Origin of the sequence: Salinisphaera sp. G21_0 (assembly GCF_017744115.1) — a bacterium.
Taxonomy (GTDB): Bacteria; Pseudomonadota; Gammaproteobacteria; order Pseudomonadales; family Endozoicomonadaceae; genus Endozoicomonas.
Genome location: NZ_JAGHQW010000009.1, coordinates 107,994 through 124,446, shown reverse-complemented (window position 1 = coordinate 124,446; position 16,453 = coordinate 107,994). Strand labels below are relative to the sequence as shown.

The 16,453-nt window shown below is 50.7% G+C and carries 13 protein-coding genes; 2 read left to right on the top strand and 11 right to left on the bottom strand.

Annotated elements, in window-relative coordinates; all coding sequences use genetic code 11:
• Nucleotides 1-421: 421 nt before the first annotated feature.
• Nucleotides 422-2,005, bottom strand: a complete 1,584-nt coding sequence (gene ahpF, locus J7439_RS06515) for an alkyl hydroperoxide reductase subunit F (RefSeq protein ID WP_209201022.1) — start codon at nucleotides 2,003-2,005, stop codon at nucleotides 422-424.
• A 193-nt stretch (nucleotides 2,006-2,198) separates the two neighbouring features.
• Nucleotides 2,199-2,768: an alkyl hydroperoxide reductase subunit C gene (ahpC, locus tag J7439_RS06510; protein ID WP_209201021.1), complete on the bottom strand. Its 570-nt coding sequence runs from the start codon at nucleotides 2,766-2,768 to the stop codon at nucleotides 2,199-2,201.
• 180 nt (nucleotides 2,769-2,948) lie between these two features.
• Here ahpC and J7439_RS06505 point away from each other — a divergent pair, with 180 nt between their 5' ends.
• Nucleotides 2,949-3,707 carry a sulfite exporter TauE/SafE family protein gene (locus J7439_RS06505; protein ID WP_209201020.1) on the top strand — a complete coding sequence of 253 codons (759 nt, stop codon included), beginning with the start codon at nucleotides 2,949-2,951 and terminating at the stop codon, nucleotides 3,705-3,707.
• A 31-nt stretch (nucleotides 3,708-3,738) separates the two neighbouring features.
• Here J7439_RS06505 and J7439_RS06500 read toward each other — a convergent pair whose 3' ends face one another.
• The 4 genes from J7439_RS06500 to J7439_RS06485 form a co-directional block, all read right to left on the bottom strand.
• Nucleotides 3,739-4,464, bottom strand: coding sequence for a hypothetical protein (locus J7439_RS06500; protein ID WP_209201019.1), 726 nt, complete (start codon nucleotides 4,462-4,464; stop codon nucleotides 3,739-3,741).
• Between the two features lie 154 nt (nucleotides 4,465-4,618).
• Nucleotides 4,619-5,959 carry an OmpP1/FadL family transporter gene (locus tag J7439_RS06495; protein ID WP_209201018.1) on the bottom strand — a complete coding sequence of 447 codons (1,341 nt, stop codon included), beginning with the start codon at nucleotides 5,957-5,959 and terminating at the stop codon, nucleotides 4,619-4,621.
• A 183-nt stretch (nucleotides 5,960-6,142) separates the two neighbouring features.
• Nucleotides 6,143-8,512, bottom strand: coding sequence for an efflux RND transporter permease subunit (locus tag J7439_RS06490; protein ID WP_209201017.1), 2,370 nt, complete (start codon nucleotides 8,510-8,512; stop codon nucleotides 6,143-6,145).
• Between the two features lie 82 nt (nucleotides 8,513-8,594).
• Complete coding sequence (locus J7439_RS06485) at nucleotides 8,595-9,596, bottom strand: YCF48-related protein (RefSeq protein WP_209201016.1); 1,002 nt, start codon at nucleotides 9,594-9,596, stop codon at nucleotides 8,595-8,597.
• A 378-nt stretch (nucleotides 9,597-9,974) separates the two neighbouring features.
• Here J7439_RS06485 and J7439_RS06480 point away from each other — a divergent pair, with 378 nt between their 5' ends.
• Nucleotides 9,975-10,475, top strand: a complete 501-nt coding sequence (locus tag J7439_RS06480) for a lipocalin-like domain-containing protein (protein WP_209201015.1) — start codon at nucleotides 9,975-9,977, stop codon at nucleotides 10,473-10,475.
• Between the two features lie 129 nt (nucleotides 10,476-10,604).
• On the opposite strand, the gene pepN is transcribed toward J7439_RS06480, so the two are convergent.
• From pepN to J7439_RS06455, 5 genes are all read right to left on the bottom strand, one after another.
• A complete protein-coding gene (pepN, locus tag J7439_RS06475; protein ID WP_209201014.1) occupies nucleotides 10,605-13,262 on the bottom strand; it encodes an aminopeptidase N in 2,658 nt (885 codons plus the stop codon).
• 49 nt (nucleotides 13,263-13,311) lie between these two features.
• Nucleotides 13,312-14,151 (bottom strand): DUF2797 domain-containing protein, encoded by an 840-nt coding sequence (locus tag J7439_RS06470; protein WP_286198237.1) that lies wholly within the window; start codon nucleotides 14,149-14,151, stop codon nucleotides 13,312-13,314.
• Nucleotides 14,152-14,262: 111 nt separating this feature from the next.
• Nucleotides 14,263-14,532, bottom strand: coding sequence for a YeaC family protein (locus tag J7439_RS06465; RefSeq protein ID WP_209201012.1), 270 nt, complete (start codon nucleotides 14,530-14,532; stop codon nucleotides 14,263-14,265).
• A gap of 15 nt (nucleotides 14,533-14,547) precedes the next feature.
• Nucleotides 14,548-15,414 carry a rhomboid family intramembrane serine protease gene (locus J7439_RS06460; RefSeq protein ID WP_209201011.1) on the bottom strand — a complete coding sequence of 289 codons (867 nt, stop codon included), beginning with the start codon at nucleotides 15,412-15,414 and terminating at the stop codon, nucleotides 14,548-14,550.
• A gap of 21 nt (nucleotides 15,415-15,435) precedes the next feature.
• On the bottom strand, nucleotides 15,436-16,320 hold the full coding sequence (locus tag J7439_RS06455; protein ID WP_209201010.1) for an NAD(+) kinase: 885 nt from the start codon (nucleotides 16,318-16,320) through the stop codon (nucleotides 15,436-15,438).
• Nucleotides 16,321-16,453 lie beyond the last annotated feature (133 nt).

Sequence of the window (16,453 nt, the reverse complement as noted above, 5' to 3'; positions counted from 1 at the left end):
AAGGTAGGCTCAAGCCGTGTATTTAAGTAGCTAACCTTCCCTCGCTCTGTGTGGGAACGAGGTAAGGATTGATACTTAGGGTAGACATTAAGCGTCTACTCCCCTCTTCGGTAAGTTAAAGATGGAACCACGAAGGACACGAAGAGCACAAAGAAGAGATTTTCTTTTCCTTCGTGTCTTTGTGTCCTTCGTGGTTCCATTCAAAAGCCATTGAAAATGGCGGGGTAAGCTTAATGTCCACCCTAAGAGTCAAAATATGGTTGTTTCTTTGTCGTCGACATGAATATTGTTAACCTTGGATTTTCCGAGTTTTCTGCGGTACATAAAAAAGACCTCGGTTATACAACACGTGGAGTATTGTTACCGAGGTCTGTTTGGTCAAAAACTAAAGTTTTATGTCAAAATATCAAAGTACCGACAATCAAGCCGCTTTCTGCTGCTGTGGCTCCGGCGTCCGGATCAGGTAATCAAAGGCACCCAACGCCGCATTTGCACCACCGCCCATGGCAATAATGATCTGTTTGTAAGGTGCGGTGGTGACATCACCGGCGGCAAACACGCCGGGTAGCGAAGTTTCACCTTGGGCACCGACAATAATCTCACCACGTGGGCTTAACTCCAGGGTGTCCTTAAGGAACTCGGCGTTAGGTATCAGGCCAATCTGGACAAAAATACCCGACAACTCAATTGTATTGCTGTTATCCGTTGCCCGGTCGGTGTAACGCAGCCCGGTCACTTTCTCACCATCGCCCAGCACTTCAGTGGTCAGTGCTTCGGTAATGATATCGATATTACCCATGGAGCGGGCCTTGCGTTGTAGCACTTCATCTGCTCTCAGTCTGCTGTCGAATTCCAGAACAGTGACATGTTCAACAATACCTGCCAGATCGATTGCGGCTTCAATACCGGAGTTACCACCACCAATGACTGCAACTTTTTTACCTTTGAACAGTGGGCCATCACAGTGTGGGCAATAGGCGACGCCTTTACCCCGATACTCCTGCTCGCCGGGCACGTTCATTTCCCGCCAGCGGGCACCAGTGGCGATAACCAGTGAGCGACTGTGCAATGTTGCCCCACTTTCCAGCTCAACCTGAATCAGATCACCCACCTGTTCCGCCGCCACAATCCGGCTGGCACGCTGTTGAGTCATGATATCCACGTCATAGTCACGGACATGTTCTTCCAGGCTCGCGGCCAGTTTAGGGCCTTCCGTCGCCTTAACGGAGATAAAGTTTTCAATACCAACAGTATCCATCACCTGACCACCGAAACGGTCCGCCACGATACCGGTACGAATGCCTTTTCGGGCACTGTAGATGGCAGCAGAGGCACCGGCAGGGCCACCGCCAACCACCAGCACATCAAACGGTGCTTTTTCCGAGATCGCTTCTGCCTGACGCCGGGCAGCCCCGGCATCCAGTTTGTTCAGGATTTCCTGCACAGATATACGTCCCTGGGAAAACAGTTCACCGTTCAGGTAAACCGAGGGTACGGCCATGATTTTCCGTTCGTCCACTTCGTTCGGGAACAAAGCACCATCGATCATCACATTGGTGATGTTGGGATTCAGGGCTGACATGATGTTCAACGCCTGCACCACATCCGGGCAGTTCTGACAGCTGAGGGAAACGTAAGTTTCAAAGCGGTAGTTACCTTCCAGTGCTTTTACCTGCTCTGCCACGGAATCATCCACCTTAATGGGGTGACCACCACTGTGCAGCAGCGCCAGTACCAGGGAGGTGAATTCATGGCCCATGGGCAGGCCGGCAAAGCGGATTTCACTGCCCGTTGCCGCCGAGCGAACCAGCATGGAGGGTTTGCGCTCATTGCTGTTGTCTGATTTGGTGACAGATACCTTGTCAGACAGGCTGGCAATGTCGTTGGCCAGGGAGGCCATTTCCGCTGACTTATCGCTGTCGTCCAGGAATACCGACAGCTCAACGGCTGTTTTCAGATTTTGCAGGTAATTCTGTAACTGGGCTTTCACATTTGTGTCGAGCATGGTCGCACCCCTGTTTATGATAAAAACGGTTTCTTCCTTTCTTCGATCAGGCTTGTTCTGACCGGGCTTCTCAGACAAGCCTCTGTAAAGCTGGCCAGGAATATTGAACAACGGTTTACTCACTATTCCTGGTCAGCCTTTGAGCCATGCCCGAACAGGCTGTCCGGGCAGGCTATCAGCGGTAATCTATTACTTAGATCTTGCCAACCAGGTCCAGGGATGGTGCCAGAGTCTCTTCACCTGGCTGCCATGCGGCCGGGCAAACTTCGCCGTCATGCTCAGCGACGTACTGGGCAGCCTGTACCTTACGCACCAGGTCTTTGGCTGAGCGGCCAATGCCCAGGTCGTTGGTTTCGATGGCCTTGATTTCACCTTCAGGATTGATTACAAAGGTGCCACGCAGTGCCAGACCATCTTCTTCAATCATCACACCGAAGTTGCGGGTGATGGTGCCCGTTGGATCGCCGATCATCGGGAACTGGATTTTCTTGATGGTTTCAGAGCTGTCATGCCATGCCTTATGGGTGAAGTGGGTATCCGTTGACACGGAGTATACTTCGACGCCCAGGGACTGTAGTTTCTCGTAATGGTCAGCCAGATCACCCAGTTCCGTTGGGCAGACAAAGGTGAAGTCAGCCGGGTAAAAGAAGACCACTGACCACTTGCCCAGCAGGCTCTGTTCGGTCACATCGATAAACTCGCCATTGTGGAAAGCAGTGGCTTTGAATGGCTTGATCACAGTGTTAATCAGAGATTGAGTCATTTGATTTTCCTTTTCGCTTCTCTCGGAGAGTGTTTTCTGGTTTAAGTTTGCCTTTCACGTGATAAAGATTACGACCAAATCATCGAACATAAAAATTAATTAAAAGAATACCTATAATAGATTTACTTAATTGACAAAACTTCGGTTTCCCGAACAAAAAGGCGACAACAGGAACGGTTTATGGAAGTCACGGTAGTATCATCCGCAATACTGATCACACTGGGCATAGTGGCAGGCATCATCAACACACTGGCGGGGGGCGGTTCCAACCTGACGCTGCCAGCCCTGATGGTCATGGGCATGCCCGCTGATATTGCCAATGCCAGCAATCGGGTTGGCATTTTCCTGCAGAGCCTGACCGGAGCCCTGGGCTTCAGGCAACATAACCGTCTGGAGACTGGAGAGATTCTGCCCATGATGATCCCTACCCTGGCGGGAGGCCTGGCGGGAGCAGTGACCGCGTCTTACAGCCCGGAGTGGGCATTAAAGCCCATGCTGCTGGGAGCCATGGTCAGCATGAGCCTGATTATGGTACTGCGGCCAGCCATGATTGTTCCGCCAGAAGGTACTGTGCCATTGAAAGTGGCAGACTCACCGAAATCCTGGGTCGGCCTGACCATAGCCGGATTCTATGGCGGCTTTGTGCAGGCAGGTGTCGGCTTTATTTTGCTGGCGGCGGTATGTGGCGTTCTCCGTTACGACCTGGTGCGTGGCAATGCCCTGAAACTGGTCTGCACCCTGGCTTTTACGGTAGTGGCCTTGGTCGTCTTTATTGTCCGTGACCAGGTGGCCTGGATTCCGGCATTGGTTCTGTCCATCGGTTATATCATTGGCGCACACCTTTCCGTAAAGTTTGCCATTAAGGCCAAACCAGACACACTGAAAAAGCTGCTGCTGGTAATGACCGTTTGCGGGTGTTTTGCGGCGTTATTCTTTTAACGGGAACAGGTTTTTTAACGGCAACAGGTAATTAAAAAGCCGGCGTACTGTAACGGATCAGAAGCAAGTTTTTAACCGTAATACAACCTTCAGTATCCCAGAATACATAGGGGTAGTGGGGATCATCAGCCTCGTATCTGAGCAGAGAAGCAAAATGGGGCCCTAAGGAAGCAATCTTTCCCTGATTATAAGCTTCCATATCGACGGTCACTACAAGGGGATCCTCCTTATGCCTGACGACGCCTTTTATATTTTTGTCCTCAGCCAACAGAGATAGCAATGGTTCCAGTGCCTGGTGTAAATGTTGCCGAATCAAGCTAATGCGCAGCGTTTGGAAATCGTATTTTCCACGTACATCCAGGACATACTTATTCCGTACCATATCTGGCTGAGGATCATCAGCACCCTCTTCTCTTATATCCGGAAGCGAAATATTTGCACTCGTAGACGGTCTGGAAGCTGAAGTAGTCAACAGGCGGATTCTCCTGCAAAGCTCGTCAGCAGTGGTAACAGAACGGCAAACTATTGGGTCATTACTGGGGGTTTCCAACTTTGCTTCAACAACATCGTCTGAATCAGACATTAACGACGATGTACCTGAACATGCCTCTGAGGAATCATTGATTATATGACCTGAAAAAGACGTACCAGCATTTTTTTCAGCCCTTGAAGATATCTGTTTGCCACTGGCAATCTCACTATTGGACGGGAGTGACTGCGCCGCCAGGGTGAGCTGAAGTGAAGCAGGTGTATTCATTAGCACTCGCCCCCCCATGGGATTTCTTTTGTTGATTTATTCATATCAACAAAGTAGTCAACAAATTCACCACCCGCAGAAAAAATAATGCCCGGCAATGGCCGGGCAATTCTTTTACAATCGCTTTTACAGGGTCAGACAAGACCTTTTGGTTTTAGAAGCGCTTGGTTACCGATGCGCTGAATACGTGGGCGGTGTTGTTGTATTCGCCTTTGAGGTTAAATGCAGGAGAAGCTCCTGCGCCAGTAGCAGGGGAACCATCATCGTTATAGTTTCCTTCATCGATTTTCACCGTTCCAGCGAACATATAGCCGTAGGCTGCATCAACAGTCCAGTCATTACCCAGCTCATACTTCGCTCCCACAGTTAACCAGTTACGATCACCATCAGGAATACGGGCCGTGCGGTAATCATCTTGAACCGGAGTCTGGTCAAGTGCGTAGCCTGCTTTCAGAGTCAGCTGATCGCTGTACTTATAACTTGCACCCAGCGCAAATGCCCAGGAGTTTTTCCAATTTTCCTGAACGTAGGTGATAATTCCTGGGGCTGGCGAAGCTCCTGGAATGGGATTAGAGACCGGGCCAGACCCAGACGCTTCATCAGAACTAATGACCAACTTGTCGAACTGGCTCCATCGAGTCCATGTTGCTCCGGCCATTACTGTCCAGCGATCATCTATTTTATGCGTCAGACTGATATCTACATTTTCAGGCAGGGTTATATCCAGCTTGGCTTTTTCAGTCACTGTCCCACCACCAAATAAAGCTCCCGAACCAGTGGCCTCTCCTTTCAGCTTCAGCTTGATACTTGATCTATAGCTAACACCCAGGGATGTTGACTCTTGTGGCTGCCAAATTGCACCAATATTCCAGCCATAAGCCACATCATCGCCTTTAATAACAACATTATCATTCGGTGATTGAGGGTAAACAAAGCGGCTGAGCTCTCCTTCTCCATAGGTAGCGAAAACACCTAAACCCAAGGAGAGCTGGTCAGAAAACTTATAGCCGACTGTTGGCTGGAAATTAACGATAGTAACTTGAGTTTCATCGGCAAGATATCGCCCGGCCCAGTTATCATCGTAGTCTGTGGACGAACCAAATGGAGCATATACACCAAAACCGAAAGAAAGCTGATCATCTACCGGCATTGAGAAGTAACCAAATGGGATCACAGAAGTATTCAGGAACTCATCATTACTACTGCTAATACTACCGACAGGATTTCCACCAGCAGTAATAGTACTTGTTCCTTTAAAATCCCCTTTAGGAACAGCAACAGCCCCACCCACAGTCACCTGCCGCTCTTTCAACAGTGCAATACCCGCAGGATTAGCCGCCATAATAGAAGCATCTTCTGCATTAGAACCCCGCCCCGCATAAGCAGTACCTGCAGCAGCCGCTGAAGATTCATTCAGGGCAAAACCCGCAGCACCAGCCTGCATGGCCAGTGTCAGTGTTGACAGGGCAAAGAGGGATTGATTGATTTTTTTCATTAGTACTTCCCTTCAGGCACATCTAGAGGTGCATTTTTATTATTGTGCGAATGTCGTGTGACTTTTCGTGATCGAATACTAATACATTTGTAACAATTTGAAAAGTAATGAACCACCAGTGAGCAACTTTCCAATACCCCCCACAAAAATCTGCCCACTGCCCACTGCCCACTGCCAACTTTTTTATGCTTCAACCAAAAGCTCTTTCCCAACCCGAGGCACCAACAACAACCTGGCCAAAGCAGGCAACAACCAAATAGCCCCAACCATATTCCAGACAAACATAAAGGTCAGCAAAATACCCATATCCGCCTGGAATTTCAGTGGTGAGAAGATCCAGGTACCAACGCCAATGGCCAGGGTTACACCGGTAAAGGTAACGGCCTTACCCGTTATTTTCAGCGTTGCGTAATAGGCTTCTTCCAGAGACATACCCTGCCTCATAAAACTCTCTAAACGACTGTAGATATATATTCCGTAATCCACGCCAATCCCCACACCCAGGGCAATAACCGGCAGGGTCGCCACTTTCACACCGATCCCCAGGTAAGACATCAGCGCCTGACAGAGCACCGAAGTCAGTCCCAGTGGAATAATAATGCAGAGCACCGCTTTCACTGAACGGAAGGTAATCAGGCAGAGAATACTGACCACCGCATACACCCAGAACAGCATTTTATTCTGCGCCTGGGCAATAATCTCATTGATGGCCGCTTCTACTCCGGCATTACCGCTGGCCATGACAAACTGGAACTCTTCGGTGTTATTGATAGCAGCAAACGCCTGGGTCGCCTGAACCACCCGCTCCAGCGTTTCGGCCTTGTGATCATCCAGGAACAGGATAATCGGCGCACTGGAACAGTCGGCATTAAACAGTCCAGCCGCATTCCCCACCGAGTTGTTCAGCACATAGGGGTTACGGGAGAGGCTTTGCCATTTCAGACTTCCCTCATTCAACCCTTTAATCACCTGCTTGGACACGGTGACCAGCGAGAGCGCAGACTGAACCCCCGGCACATTCTCCATATGCCACATATATCGGTCGATGGCATCCATCACCGGATAACGGCTACAACCTTCGGGCTGAGTTTCCAGATAGGTGACGAACAGATCGGCACTGGTGGCGTAATGGCTATTAATAAACAGGTTATCCAGGTTGTAGCGGGAGTCCGGATGAAACTCCGGAGCACCGGGGTCAAGATCACCAATTTTCAGGTCAGTTGCCTTGTAAGCACCCGCAGCAAAGCCCAGCAGGGCAATCAGGATAGACACCGGCATGACCTTCGGGCTGGCCAGTTTGGCGACCACTTGCCAGACCCGGGACTCCTGCTGCTGGCTCTTTCTGGCATGGTCAACGGAGCGTTTGCTGACTGTGATAAACGACATCAGCACCGGCAGCAGAACCAGGTTGGTTAAAATGATGGTAGCAACCCCGACACTGGCGGTAATCGCCAGATCCTGAATCACCTGAATATCAATCACCAGCAGGGTAAGGAAACCGATGGCATCAGAAATCAGTGCCACCATGCCGGGAATATACAGGGCTCGGAATGTCCGCCGTGCAGCGGTCAGGGAGTTTGCCCCCCGGGCCGTTTCGGCACTGATACTGTTAATGATCTGGACACCGTGGCTCACGCCAATGGCAAACACCAGAAAAGGCACCAGAACCGAGTAAAGATCAAGACCATAGCCAAGGGTAGCCAACAGCCCCATCTGCCAGACCACCGCGATGATGGACGTCAACAGCGGAATAAAGGTGCTTTTCAGACAGCGGGAATAGAGGAATAACAGGAGGCTGGTAACGCCAAGGGCGATAATAAAGAACCAGACAATGGCTTTCACGCCTTCGAACAGGTCCCCAAAAATCTTGGCAATTCCGGTAATATGCAAATCAACACCCTGTGCCGCATATTTGCTGCGCAGCACTTCCAGTTGCGCAGAAAGGTGCTGGTAATCCAGGCTTTCGCCGGTTTCCGGATGTTTCTCAAACAACGGTGCACTGACGATACTGGAACGGAAATCGTTGGCAATGATCCTTCCGACCTGGCCGGATTTCAGAATATTTTCCCGAAGCTGGTCCAGGCTGGCCCGACTGCCGTCATAAGTGTCAGGAATCACCGTCCCACCGGTAAAGCCTTCTTCCGTTACTTCAATCCAGCGAACCGATGGCGTCCAGAGGGACTTCAGATTGCCTCGATCAACCCCCGGAAGATAAAACACTTCATCATTAATCTGCTTGAGCAACTCCATATACTCAGCGGAAAAAATATCGCCATCCCGGGGAGCCACCGCTATGCGAATGGTATTTCCGGAGTTGCCCCCCTCTTCCATATGACGAAGCATATTCTGGATAAAAGGGTGTTCCAGCGGCACCATTTTCTGGAAACTGGCATCCATCCGCAGTCCGGTCACCATCTGCCAGGTGAGAAACAGTGAGACCAGCAGGAACAACAGGCAAACCCGCAGACGATTATTGAAAATCATCCGTTCCACTATTGGTTCGCTGCCTTCCCTGGATAGAGAGGATTGGGATGAATGATGAAAAGACGACATAACTGGCTGCCCCGGATCTTTTAGTTATTATTTTTAAAGCTTACTTAAAATACGTTCACAGTCGTACAATATAAAACTGTTTCTACTCCAACACACTGCCTTCCAGGGTCATCCGGTAGGCACCACCCTGGCCAACAACCACAATAAACCCATCACTGCTCGGTGCCAGTGCACTCAGTGTCATCCGGTCCGGCCGGTGTGAAACCGACAGACCACTGTTGGTACCTGAAGCCAGCTCCGCGCCAGACCCGGTCAGTACCGCCCCGGAATTGCCAACCAGCGCAATACTGCCATCGGTCAGTTTGGTGGAACCAAACAGGGTTTGATCGGTACCGGAGCTGAGTGGTTGCCAGGTCTCCCCCAGGTCCGCACTCTGATAAATATTACCCCGCAAACCATGAACCAGAACACGACCATGCCCGCCACTTACACCAAACCAGGAACCTTCATACGGGCTCTCCAGAGTTACCCAGGACTGGCCCGCGTCAGAAGAGCGAAAGAGAATACCGGCCTCACCGGCCAGAAACAGGTTGCCCTGACCATCGTCGTTAATGGCGTTGTAGTGAAACTCATCGTCATTGGCGATACGGCCATCGATAAATTCCCAGCTCTTGCCGCCGTCTACCGTTTCAATAATGTAACCGTACGCACCCACGGCAAAGCCGTGAAGGCTGTCGCTAAACCATACATCCAGCAACGGTACTGTTGCCTCACGATCAACATACATCTGCTGCCAGGTTTCGCCACCATCTTCTGTCTTCAGCACTATGGCATCGTGACCGACGGCATAGCCAATCGTTTCTGAGGGAAAGTGCACCGCCGTCAGCATTTGCATGGTTGGCACACTGGCCTGCTGCCAGCTGACCCCGTGATCATCGGAGTAGACAATGTGACCACGTTCACCCACTGAAACCAGCCTTACACCACCATCAGTACGGGTCACATCCAATAGAAGACTGTTGGCTGCCTTTATGGACTGGACCGCCGGGCGGTCAACAGGAGGCTTTGAAGATAAGGCATACACCGATTCGGCTGACAAGATTGCAACAGACAGTAATACGAAAGACAGAATGGCAACAGGCATACGACTTCCCTTCTTTTTATATTCTTGTTTTTAGTGAGACGAGTATAAACAAACATTATTGAACAGCGAAGTCTATCCGGGTGTAGATATTGAAAATAAAACGATTATGGATAAAAAAAGCCATCTGTCCGCCTGGTCATGTTGTGTTCATTGCAGGGTATCGCCATCGGTAGTGACCAGCTGTGCCAGGGAGGCTATTTTTTGCCAGCGGCTTTTGAGCATAATAAACGGCAATTTGTGTTAGTATACGCCTGCTTTAGCCGAGCCAACGGTTTTACATTATAAAAAACGATAAAAAAAGGCACCTGTCATGAATAACAAACAGCTCGTACTATCAAGGCACCAAGGTGGCAACACCCCCCGGCAGGAGAACACAGAATGACTGACACTAACGACTTTGTCGGCGTCTGGGCTCTTGAGGAATGGTCCGTTACCCACAAACCATCCGGCTATGTTGTCTACCCATTTGACGGTAATTCCGAAGGCCATATTATCTACACTGAAAACGGTTGGGTATCAGCCACCCTGATGGAAACAGATCGTCCGCCCGTACCGCAGGATCGTCGCCATCTGTTTGCCGCCCGTATGCAACTCGCCCCCCCGGCAGGTATCCAGGCACCAGAATTGACCGCTGAAAAACAACAGAAGTTTGATCGGCTAAAAGAACTCTTCTGCCGCTCCGCCATGGGCTATGTTGCCTATTGCGGCCCATTTACTGTGAGCGGAGATAGGGTACAACACCATATTAAAAACAGTCTGATACCCCAGTGGATAGGTACTGTTCTGGAAAGAAAGTATGAGTTTGACGGTGATCTGCTAACCCTCAGCGCCACCGATGGTGATTTCGCCGATAAGCTGGTGTGGAAACGCACGGCTTAATCATTGCCATCGATTTACATGCGATCTGGTCATGGCACCAGCACTGCTATTGTGGGTGCCACTGAACGAACGAGGCGAATGCTTGTGGAAGCCGGCACCTTGTTCAGGAAGCCGGCTTAAATCGAAACCTCAGAGGCTCTTGGTGACTACTTCATAAACATCAGAAGAAAGGCCGGGCGTTGCTTTAATTCTCTCCAATGCCTTACGCATACGTTCACGACAGCCAGGCTCAAATTTACGCCAGCGGGTTAAAGGCGTCATCAGCCGTGCAGCGATCTGCGGGTTTTTCTTATCGAGATCCAGCAACTGATCCGTCAGGAACTCATACCCCAGGCCATCCACACGGTGAAACTGCTTCATATTGCCGGCAAAACCACCCAGCACAGAACGCAGCTTGTTAGGACTGGTGGCATCAAAAATCTCATGCTGCATCAGTGCCAGAACATGTTCCAGGGTTCCCAGTGATGGACTGGCGGCCTGTACCGACAACCACTGGTCCATGACATTGGTATCATCCTGATAACGTTCCCGGAAATCCGCCAGCACTTCCTCAACCAGCTCACGATTCTGACAGCCAGCATTAACGATACTGACCAGTGCTGCAAAACGATCGGTCATATTGGACGCGCCGTGATACTGCTGCTCCGCCAGCGCCAACATGCCTTTATCATCCAGACTGGTCAGATAGGACAGACTGATATTTTTCAGCGTGCGTTCAGCAATATCTTCCGCCTCAGGTCGGTAAGGCTTATTGATGCTTAAAGAGCGCCACAGAGTTTCCAGTGACTCACGGTGCGCAGAGGCAATCGCATTCTTGACGGTCAAGCGTGCCTGATGAATAAACTGCGGGTAAACCTCAATCGCCTGTTCCGCCAGGGACGCTTCCGATGGCAATGACAGCATCTCGGCTTTCACCGCCAGATCCAGCGACTCATCGGTGATAATCGTCCCGAACGCCTTGATCAGGCTTTCATCCGGGCTGCACTCCCTGCCCTGTTCCAGGGCCGCCACCATTTCATCAATCACACCACTGGCCAGACGCTGGCTGGCATCCCAGCGGTTAAAGTGATCGCTGTCGTTTTCCATCAGGAACAGCAGGTCATCACGGGAATAGTCATACCTGACCCGCACCGGCGCAGAGAACCCTCTTAATATAGAAGGCAGTGGGCGCTCTTCTATATTGTCAAAGGTGAATGTTTCCTTTTCCTGTTTAACATCCAGTACCTGATCGGTGTCTCCTGCGTTATTAAGCGGCAGATCCTCACCCTCTCCGTCCAGCAGGCCGATACGCACAGGAATATGGAATGGCAGCTTTTCTTTCTGCCCCGGTGTCGCAGGACAGGATTGCTCAATGGTCAGCCGGTACTGCTTGTTCTCTTCATCGTATTCATCACTGACCTTAAGTACTGGCGTACCTGCCTGGCTGTACCAGCGGCGGAACTGGCCCAGGTCGCGGCCAGAAGCATCTTCCATGGCTTTGACAAAATCTTCGCAGGTCACGGCCTGACCATCATGGCGCTCAAAGTAAAGATCTGACCCTTTGCGGAAATCCTCTGGCCCAAGAATGCCATGAATCATCCGTACGACTTCCGCCCCTTTTTCATAAACGGTGACGGTATAGAAATTGGAAATCTCAATAAACGACTCAGGTCTTACCGGATGCGCCATTGGCCCGGCATCTTCAGCAAACTGGGCGGTACGGAGAATGTTGACATCCTCAATGCGTTTTACCCCCCGGGAGTTCATATCCGCGGAAAATTCCGAATCCCGGAACACGGTAAACCCTTCTTTCAGACTCAGCTGAAACCAATCCCGGCAGGTAACCCGGTTACCGGACCAGTTGTGGAAATATTCGTGGGCAACAATCGCTTCAACCCGCTGGAAGCGGGCATCTGTCGCCGTTTCCGGACTGGCCAGCACACAGGCTGAATTAAAGATATTCAGACCTTTGTTTTCCATGGCACCCATATTGAAATGATCAACGGCGACGATCATGAAAATATCCAGATCGTATTCACGACCATAGACCTGTTCATCCCACTTCATGGATTTCTTCAGAGAGATCATGGCATGATCGCACTGGTCAATATTGTGCGCTTCGGTAAACAGCCTCAGTGTCACCTCACGGCCACTCATGGTGGTAAAGTGATCTTCCACATACTGCAAATTACCCGCGACCAGGGCAAACAGGTAGCTTGGCTTTTTGAAGGGGTCTTCCCAGGTGACAAAGTGCCTGCCATGGTCCAGCTCGCCACGCTCAATATCATTACCATTGGAGAGAAGCACCGGATACGCTGTCTTGTCGGCGGTGATTCGGGTGATAAACCGGGACATCACATCAGGACGGTCCAGGTAGTAGGTAATCTTGCGAAAACCTTCTGCCTCGCACTGGGTACAAAACATACCATTGGATTTATAGAGCCCTTCCAGGGAGGTGTTTTCCTGGGGTTTGATACGGCAGACGGTTTTTAAAGTGAACGCTTCTGTGGGTGTGGCAATCCTGAGAAAACCTCCCTCTTCCACGAAGTCCGGAAATGGCTGGTCATCAATTTCAAGAGAAAGAAGTTCAAGGTCATCCCCCACCAGTACCAGCTCAGGAAGCTTGTTCCGGGGAGCGTTTTCTGCAGCGCTGGCTGACGGATTATCAGGATTACGACGAATACTCAGCACTGAGGTAACCATCGTATGGTCTTCAAACAGATCAAAGGTCAGGTTGGTCTGATCAATCCAGTAGTCAGGTGCCTGATAATCTTTCAGGTAAATCGCTTTTGGTTGCGAGTCTTTCATCTTGTCCATCCTGTTGTCTTTTTCATAAGCGTTTGCACAGGGACTGTGATTAATTTACAGCCACGCTCACCTTATAGGCGGTATGTTTACGAATATTGACCACACCATTATCAAAAATCAGATACTGTCCCTTAATACCCAATAGCGTGCCTTCAATCAGCGGCTCCTTGTCAAAGGATCGGGATGTCACTTTGGCGGGGTATTCAATCACCGGGTAATCAATATTCAGTACGGCAGACGGGTCAATATCTGACTTTACACCTGCCAAAGGTTGTATCGCCTGAATGCCAAATTGCTCCTGCAATGCGGTAATCCGACTATTGTTCATGTCCAACAGTTCCCGGGCGGTATCCTGCAGGTCCAGAGGGTCAGCGGGTCCCTTCAGCATAGCCCGCCAGTTGGTCCGGTCATTGATAAATTCCTTGAAAATCACTTCCAGCAGCCCTGATTGCTGTCGGGTCGCCACGCGAATAAATGGCATGGCCTGCGTGGCACCCTGGTCAATCCAGCGGGTTGGCACCTGGGTTGCCCGGGTAATGCCAACTTTCAGACCGGATGAGTTGGCCAGATAGACGACATGATCTGTCATACAGAAAGTTTCTCCCCAGGCGGGATCACGGCAGGTGCCCTGATGATAATGGCACTTTTCCGGACTCATAATGCAGCTGTCACACTGGGGCAACTTTTTAAAACAGGGATAACAGAACCCCTGGTTAAAACTCTTTTTGGTTTTCCGGCCACAGTGGCAGCAATGAATTTCCCCCTGGTACTGCATGGACAACTTTTGTCCCAGCAGCTCATTCAATGGCAGCAATTGATCGCCAACGGGCAGTTGGTAGGTAACCTGGCTCTTGCTGTTTTCAGTCCCGGTCAACAGGTCTGAATGCATTTTACTGAGCGATCCGGTGATGGTACTTTCGGACACAGTTGTACTCTTGTGTAGGGTAAGAACGGCCCTGTTATCAACCAACAGAGCGACATCAACATAAAGAGAGAATGTTCAGTTCCTGAAACGAAGAATGGTGGCCTCTTCAGCAGAGCTGTCCTCTTTGGACGATGTACCACCGGATTTGCATTTGCCGGGCATATAGCCGACCCGCTCTGACTCTGGCAGGTGTTCGTGTTCATAAACAATCACCGCCTGCAGGCTGACATCCCGTTCTTCTTCCGTCATGGCCCGGCCATCAGGCCACTTACCCAGCTCCAGAGCCAACTTCAATGCCTGATGAATAGCAGGCGTCATCTTCTCCAGAAAAGCATCTAACTGCATGGTATCGAATCCTTTTCAATCTTTTTCTTTAAACAGTAAACCGGCAATGGCACCCAGCAGACAACCTGCAACAAGACCTCCGGTATGTGCGGCATTGGCCATATTACCAAAGCCAATAGTACCCAGAACGCCGGTATAACCCACCACCAGCCAGGTCAGCATAAAGCCGTAGTAAAACGGCGGGAGTCCAAACTGCCAGTTCCGGTCCACCCTTTCCCGGGTCATGCAATACCCCATCAGGCCGTACACCACACCGGAAAAGCCACCAAAAATAGTATCATCGCCACCCCAGAAATACTGGGTAACATTGGAAATCACCGCAGTAAAAACGATGATGGCCAGTAGATGAATGCCCCCCTGACGAGTCTCCAGCCGACTGCCAAAAATATACAGAGCCAGCATATTGAACGCCAGATGGCTCAGGCCAAAATGAAGAAAGATCGGACTGATCAGCCGCCAGTACTCCCCCTGATCGAGCCCCATGCCAAAACTGCCAAAGTAGAGATAGCCGTTGGCCACCTCGAAGGGAATAAAGGAGAACCAGGCTATTGCCTGCCAGTTGGCACCGGCCCGGGTGATCAGCGCGACCACCATACAGGCCACCATAAACAGCAAGGTGACCGGTATGCTCTGCCAGGGAATACTCTTGAGCAAAGCACCCGCATTCACACCAGCCCTGGGGGGCGCTGCCAGCACTTTTAAATCACCGGACTGCCACTGCTGGTAAAGGCTGGTAACAATACGGGACTTTTCCTCATTCTCAGTCCAGATCACCTGTTTGCCTGACTCTTCTGTGACCTTATGGGGAATCCCCCGGGCATAGAGAAAGTAGGATAGGTCGCTCAGGTCGATGTCTCCGGGGAGTTCCAATGCCCTATGCATAACGTGAAAAAAGTCCTTGAATTAACAGCGCTCTTCCTGATAGTTCCAACGCAACTTGGAACGACAGGACTCATAAAAATTATGGTTCAGAGGGTGCAGCAGCTTTAAACGCTGAGACTTCTTATGAATCGTGATTTCATCCCCCGGTGCCGAGGTGATATGAATCTGTCCATCACAGCTGATCTGCGGGGATATGGTGTTTTCATGGCGAATCACCAGTTTCAGCTCGCTATCGCCATCCACCACCAGGGGGCGGTTGGTTAACATGTGGGGATACATGGGCACCAGAACAATGGCGTCCAGCCTGGGGTGCATAATGGGACCACCGCCGGACAGCGCGTAAGCGGTTGAACCGGTTGGCGTGGCAATAATCAAGCCATCTGCCCGCTGCTTATAGACGAACTGCCCATCGATATACAGTTCAAACTCAATGATTCGGGTCGACTTGCCGGGATGCAGCACCACATCATTTAACGCATCCCCCTGACCAATCACCTTGCCCTGGCGGCGGACCCGGGCCTCAAGAAGAAAACGACTCTCGGCCAGGTAGCGTCCCTCAAGCACTTCTGCCAGCTGGTCATCCAGCTCATCCGGGGAGATATCGGTCAAAAAACCCAATCGCCCGCGGTTGATACCGATCACGGGAATATCGTACAGCGCCAGTGTGCGGGCAGCGCCCAGCATACTGCCATCACCACCCACAACGATCACCAGGTCACACTGCTGCCCCATTTGCTCACGACTGATCATGGTAAAGGAGTGAGCAGGCAACAGACCGTCCAGCTGTTCATCCAGAACTACGGTCGCCCCCCGCTTCCGCAGAAAGTCTGCCAGATGCCTTAGAGTATCCTCCACCTGAATACGCCCCTGGCGGCCGGTTACTCCGACAATTTTGAAGTGTTCCATAAACTCGGTGATGTCGCCTTAGAATGTGAGTTAGTATACGTTAGTCATGAACAGATTTTTACATCAAAGCATACATCATAGTCTTCAACAGGTTCTACAACAGGTTCTTCAACAGACAGCAGAGTGGCGATCC

What these genes read in the sequence shown, in the direction of transcription:
- ahpF (WP_209201022.1), bottom strand. Translation starts at nt 2,005, where the DNA reads ATGCTCGACACAAATGTGAAAGCCCAGTTACAGAATTACCTGCAAAAT.
- ahpC (WP_209201021.1), bottom strand. Translation starts at nt 2,768, where the DNA reads ATGACTCAATCTCTGATTAACACTGTGATCAAGCCATTCAAAGCCACT.
- J7439_RS06505 (WP_209201020.1), top strand. Translation starts at nt 2,949, where the DNA reads ATGGAAGTCACGGTAGTATCATCCGCAATACTGATCACACTGGGCATA.
- J7439_RS06500 (WP_209201019.1), bottom strand. Translation starts at nt 4,464, where the DNA reads ATGAATACACCTGCTTCACTTCAGCTCACCCTGGCGGCGCAGTCACTC.
- J7439_RS06495 (WP_209201018.1), bottom strand. Translation starts at nt 5,959, where the DNA reads ATGAAAAAAATCAATCAATCCCTCTTTGCCCTGTCAACACTGACACTG.
- J7439_RS06490 (WP_209201017.1), bottom strand. Translation starts at nt 8,512, where the DNA reads ATGTCGTCTTTTCATCATTCATCCCAATCCTCTCTATCCAGGGAAGGC.
- J7439_RS06485 (WP_209201016.1), bottom strand. Translation starts at nt 9,596, where the DNA reads ATGCCTGTTGCCATTCTGTCTTTCGTATTACTGTCTGTTGCAATCTTG.
- J7439_RS06480 (WP_209201015.1), top strand. Translation starts at nt 9,975, where the DNA reads ATGACTGACACTAACGACTTTGTCGGCGTCTGGGCTCTTGAGGAATGG.
- pepN (WP_209201014.1), bottom strand. Translation starts at nt 13,262, where the DNA reads ATGAAAGACTCGCAACCAAAAGCGATTTACCTGAAAGATTATCAGGCA.
- J7439_RS06470 (WP_286198237.1), bottom strand. Translation starts at nt 14,151, where the DNA reads ATGCATTCAGACCTGTTGACCGGGACTGAAAACAGCAAGAGCCAGGTT.
- J7439_RS06465 (WP_209201012.1), bottom strand. Translation starts at nt 14,532, where the DNA reads ATGCAGTTAGATGCTTTTCTGGAGAAGATGACGCCTGCTATTCATCAG.
- J7439_RS06460 (WP_209201011.1), bottom strand. Translation starts at nt 15,414, where the DNA reads ATGCATAGGGCATTGGAACTCCCCGGAGACATCGACCTGAGCGACCTA.
- J7439_RS06455 (WP_209201010.1), bottom strand. Translation starts at nt 16,320, where the DNA reads ATGGAACACTTCAAAATTGTCGGAGTAACCGGCCGCCAGGGGCGTATT.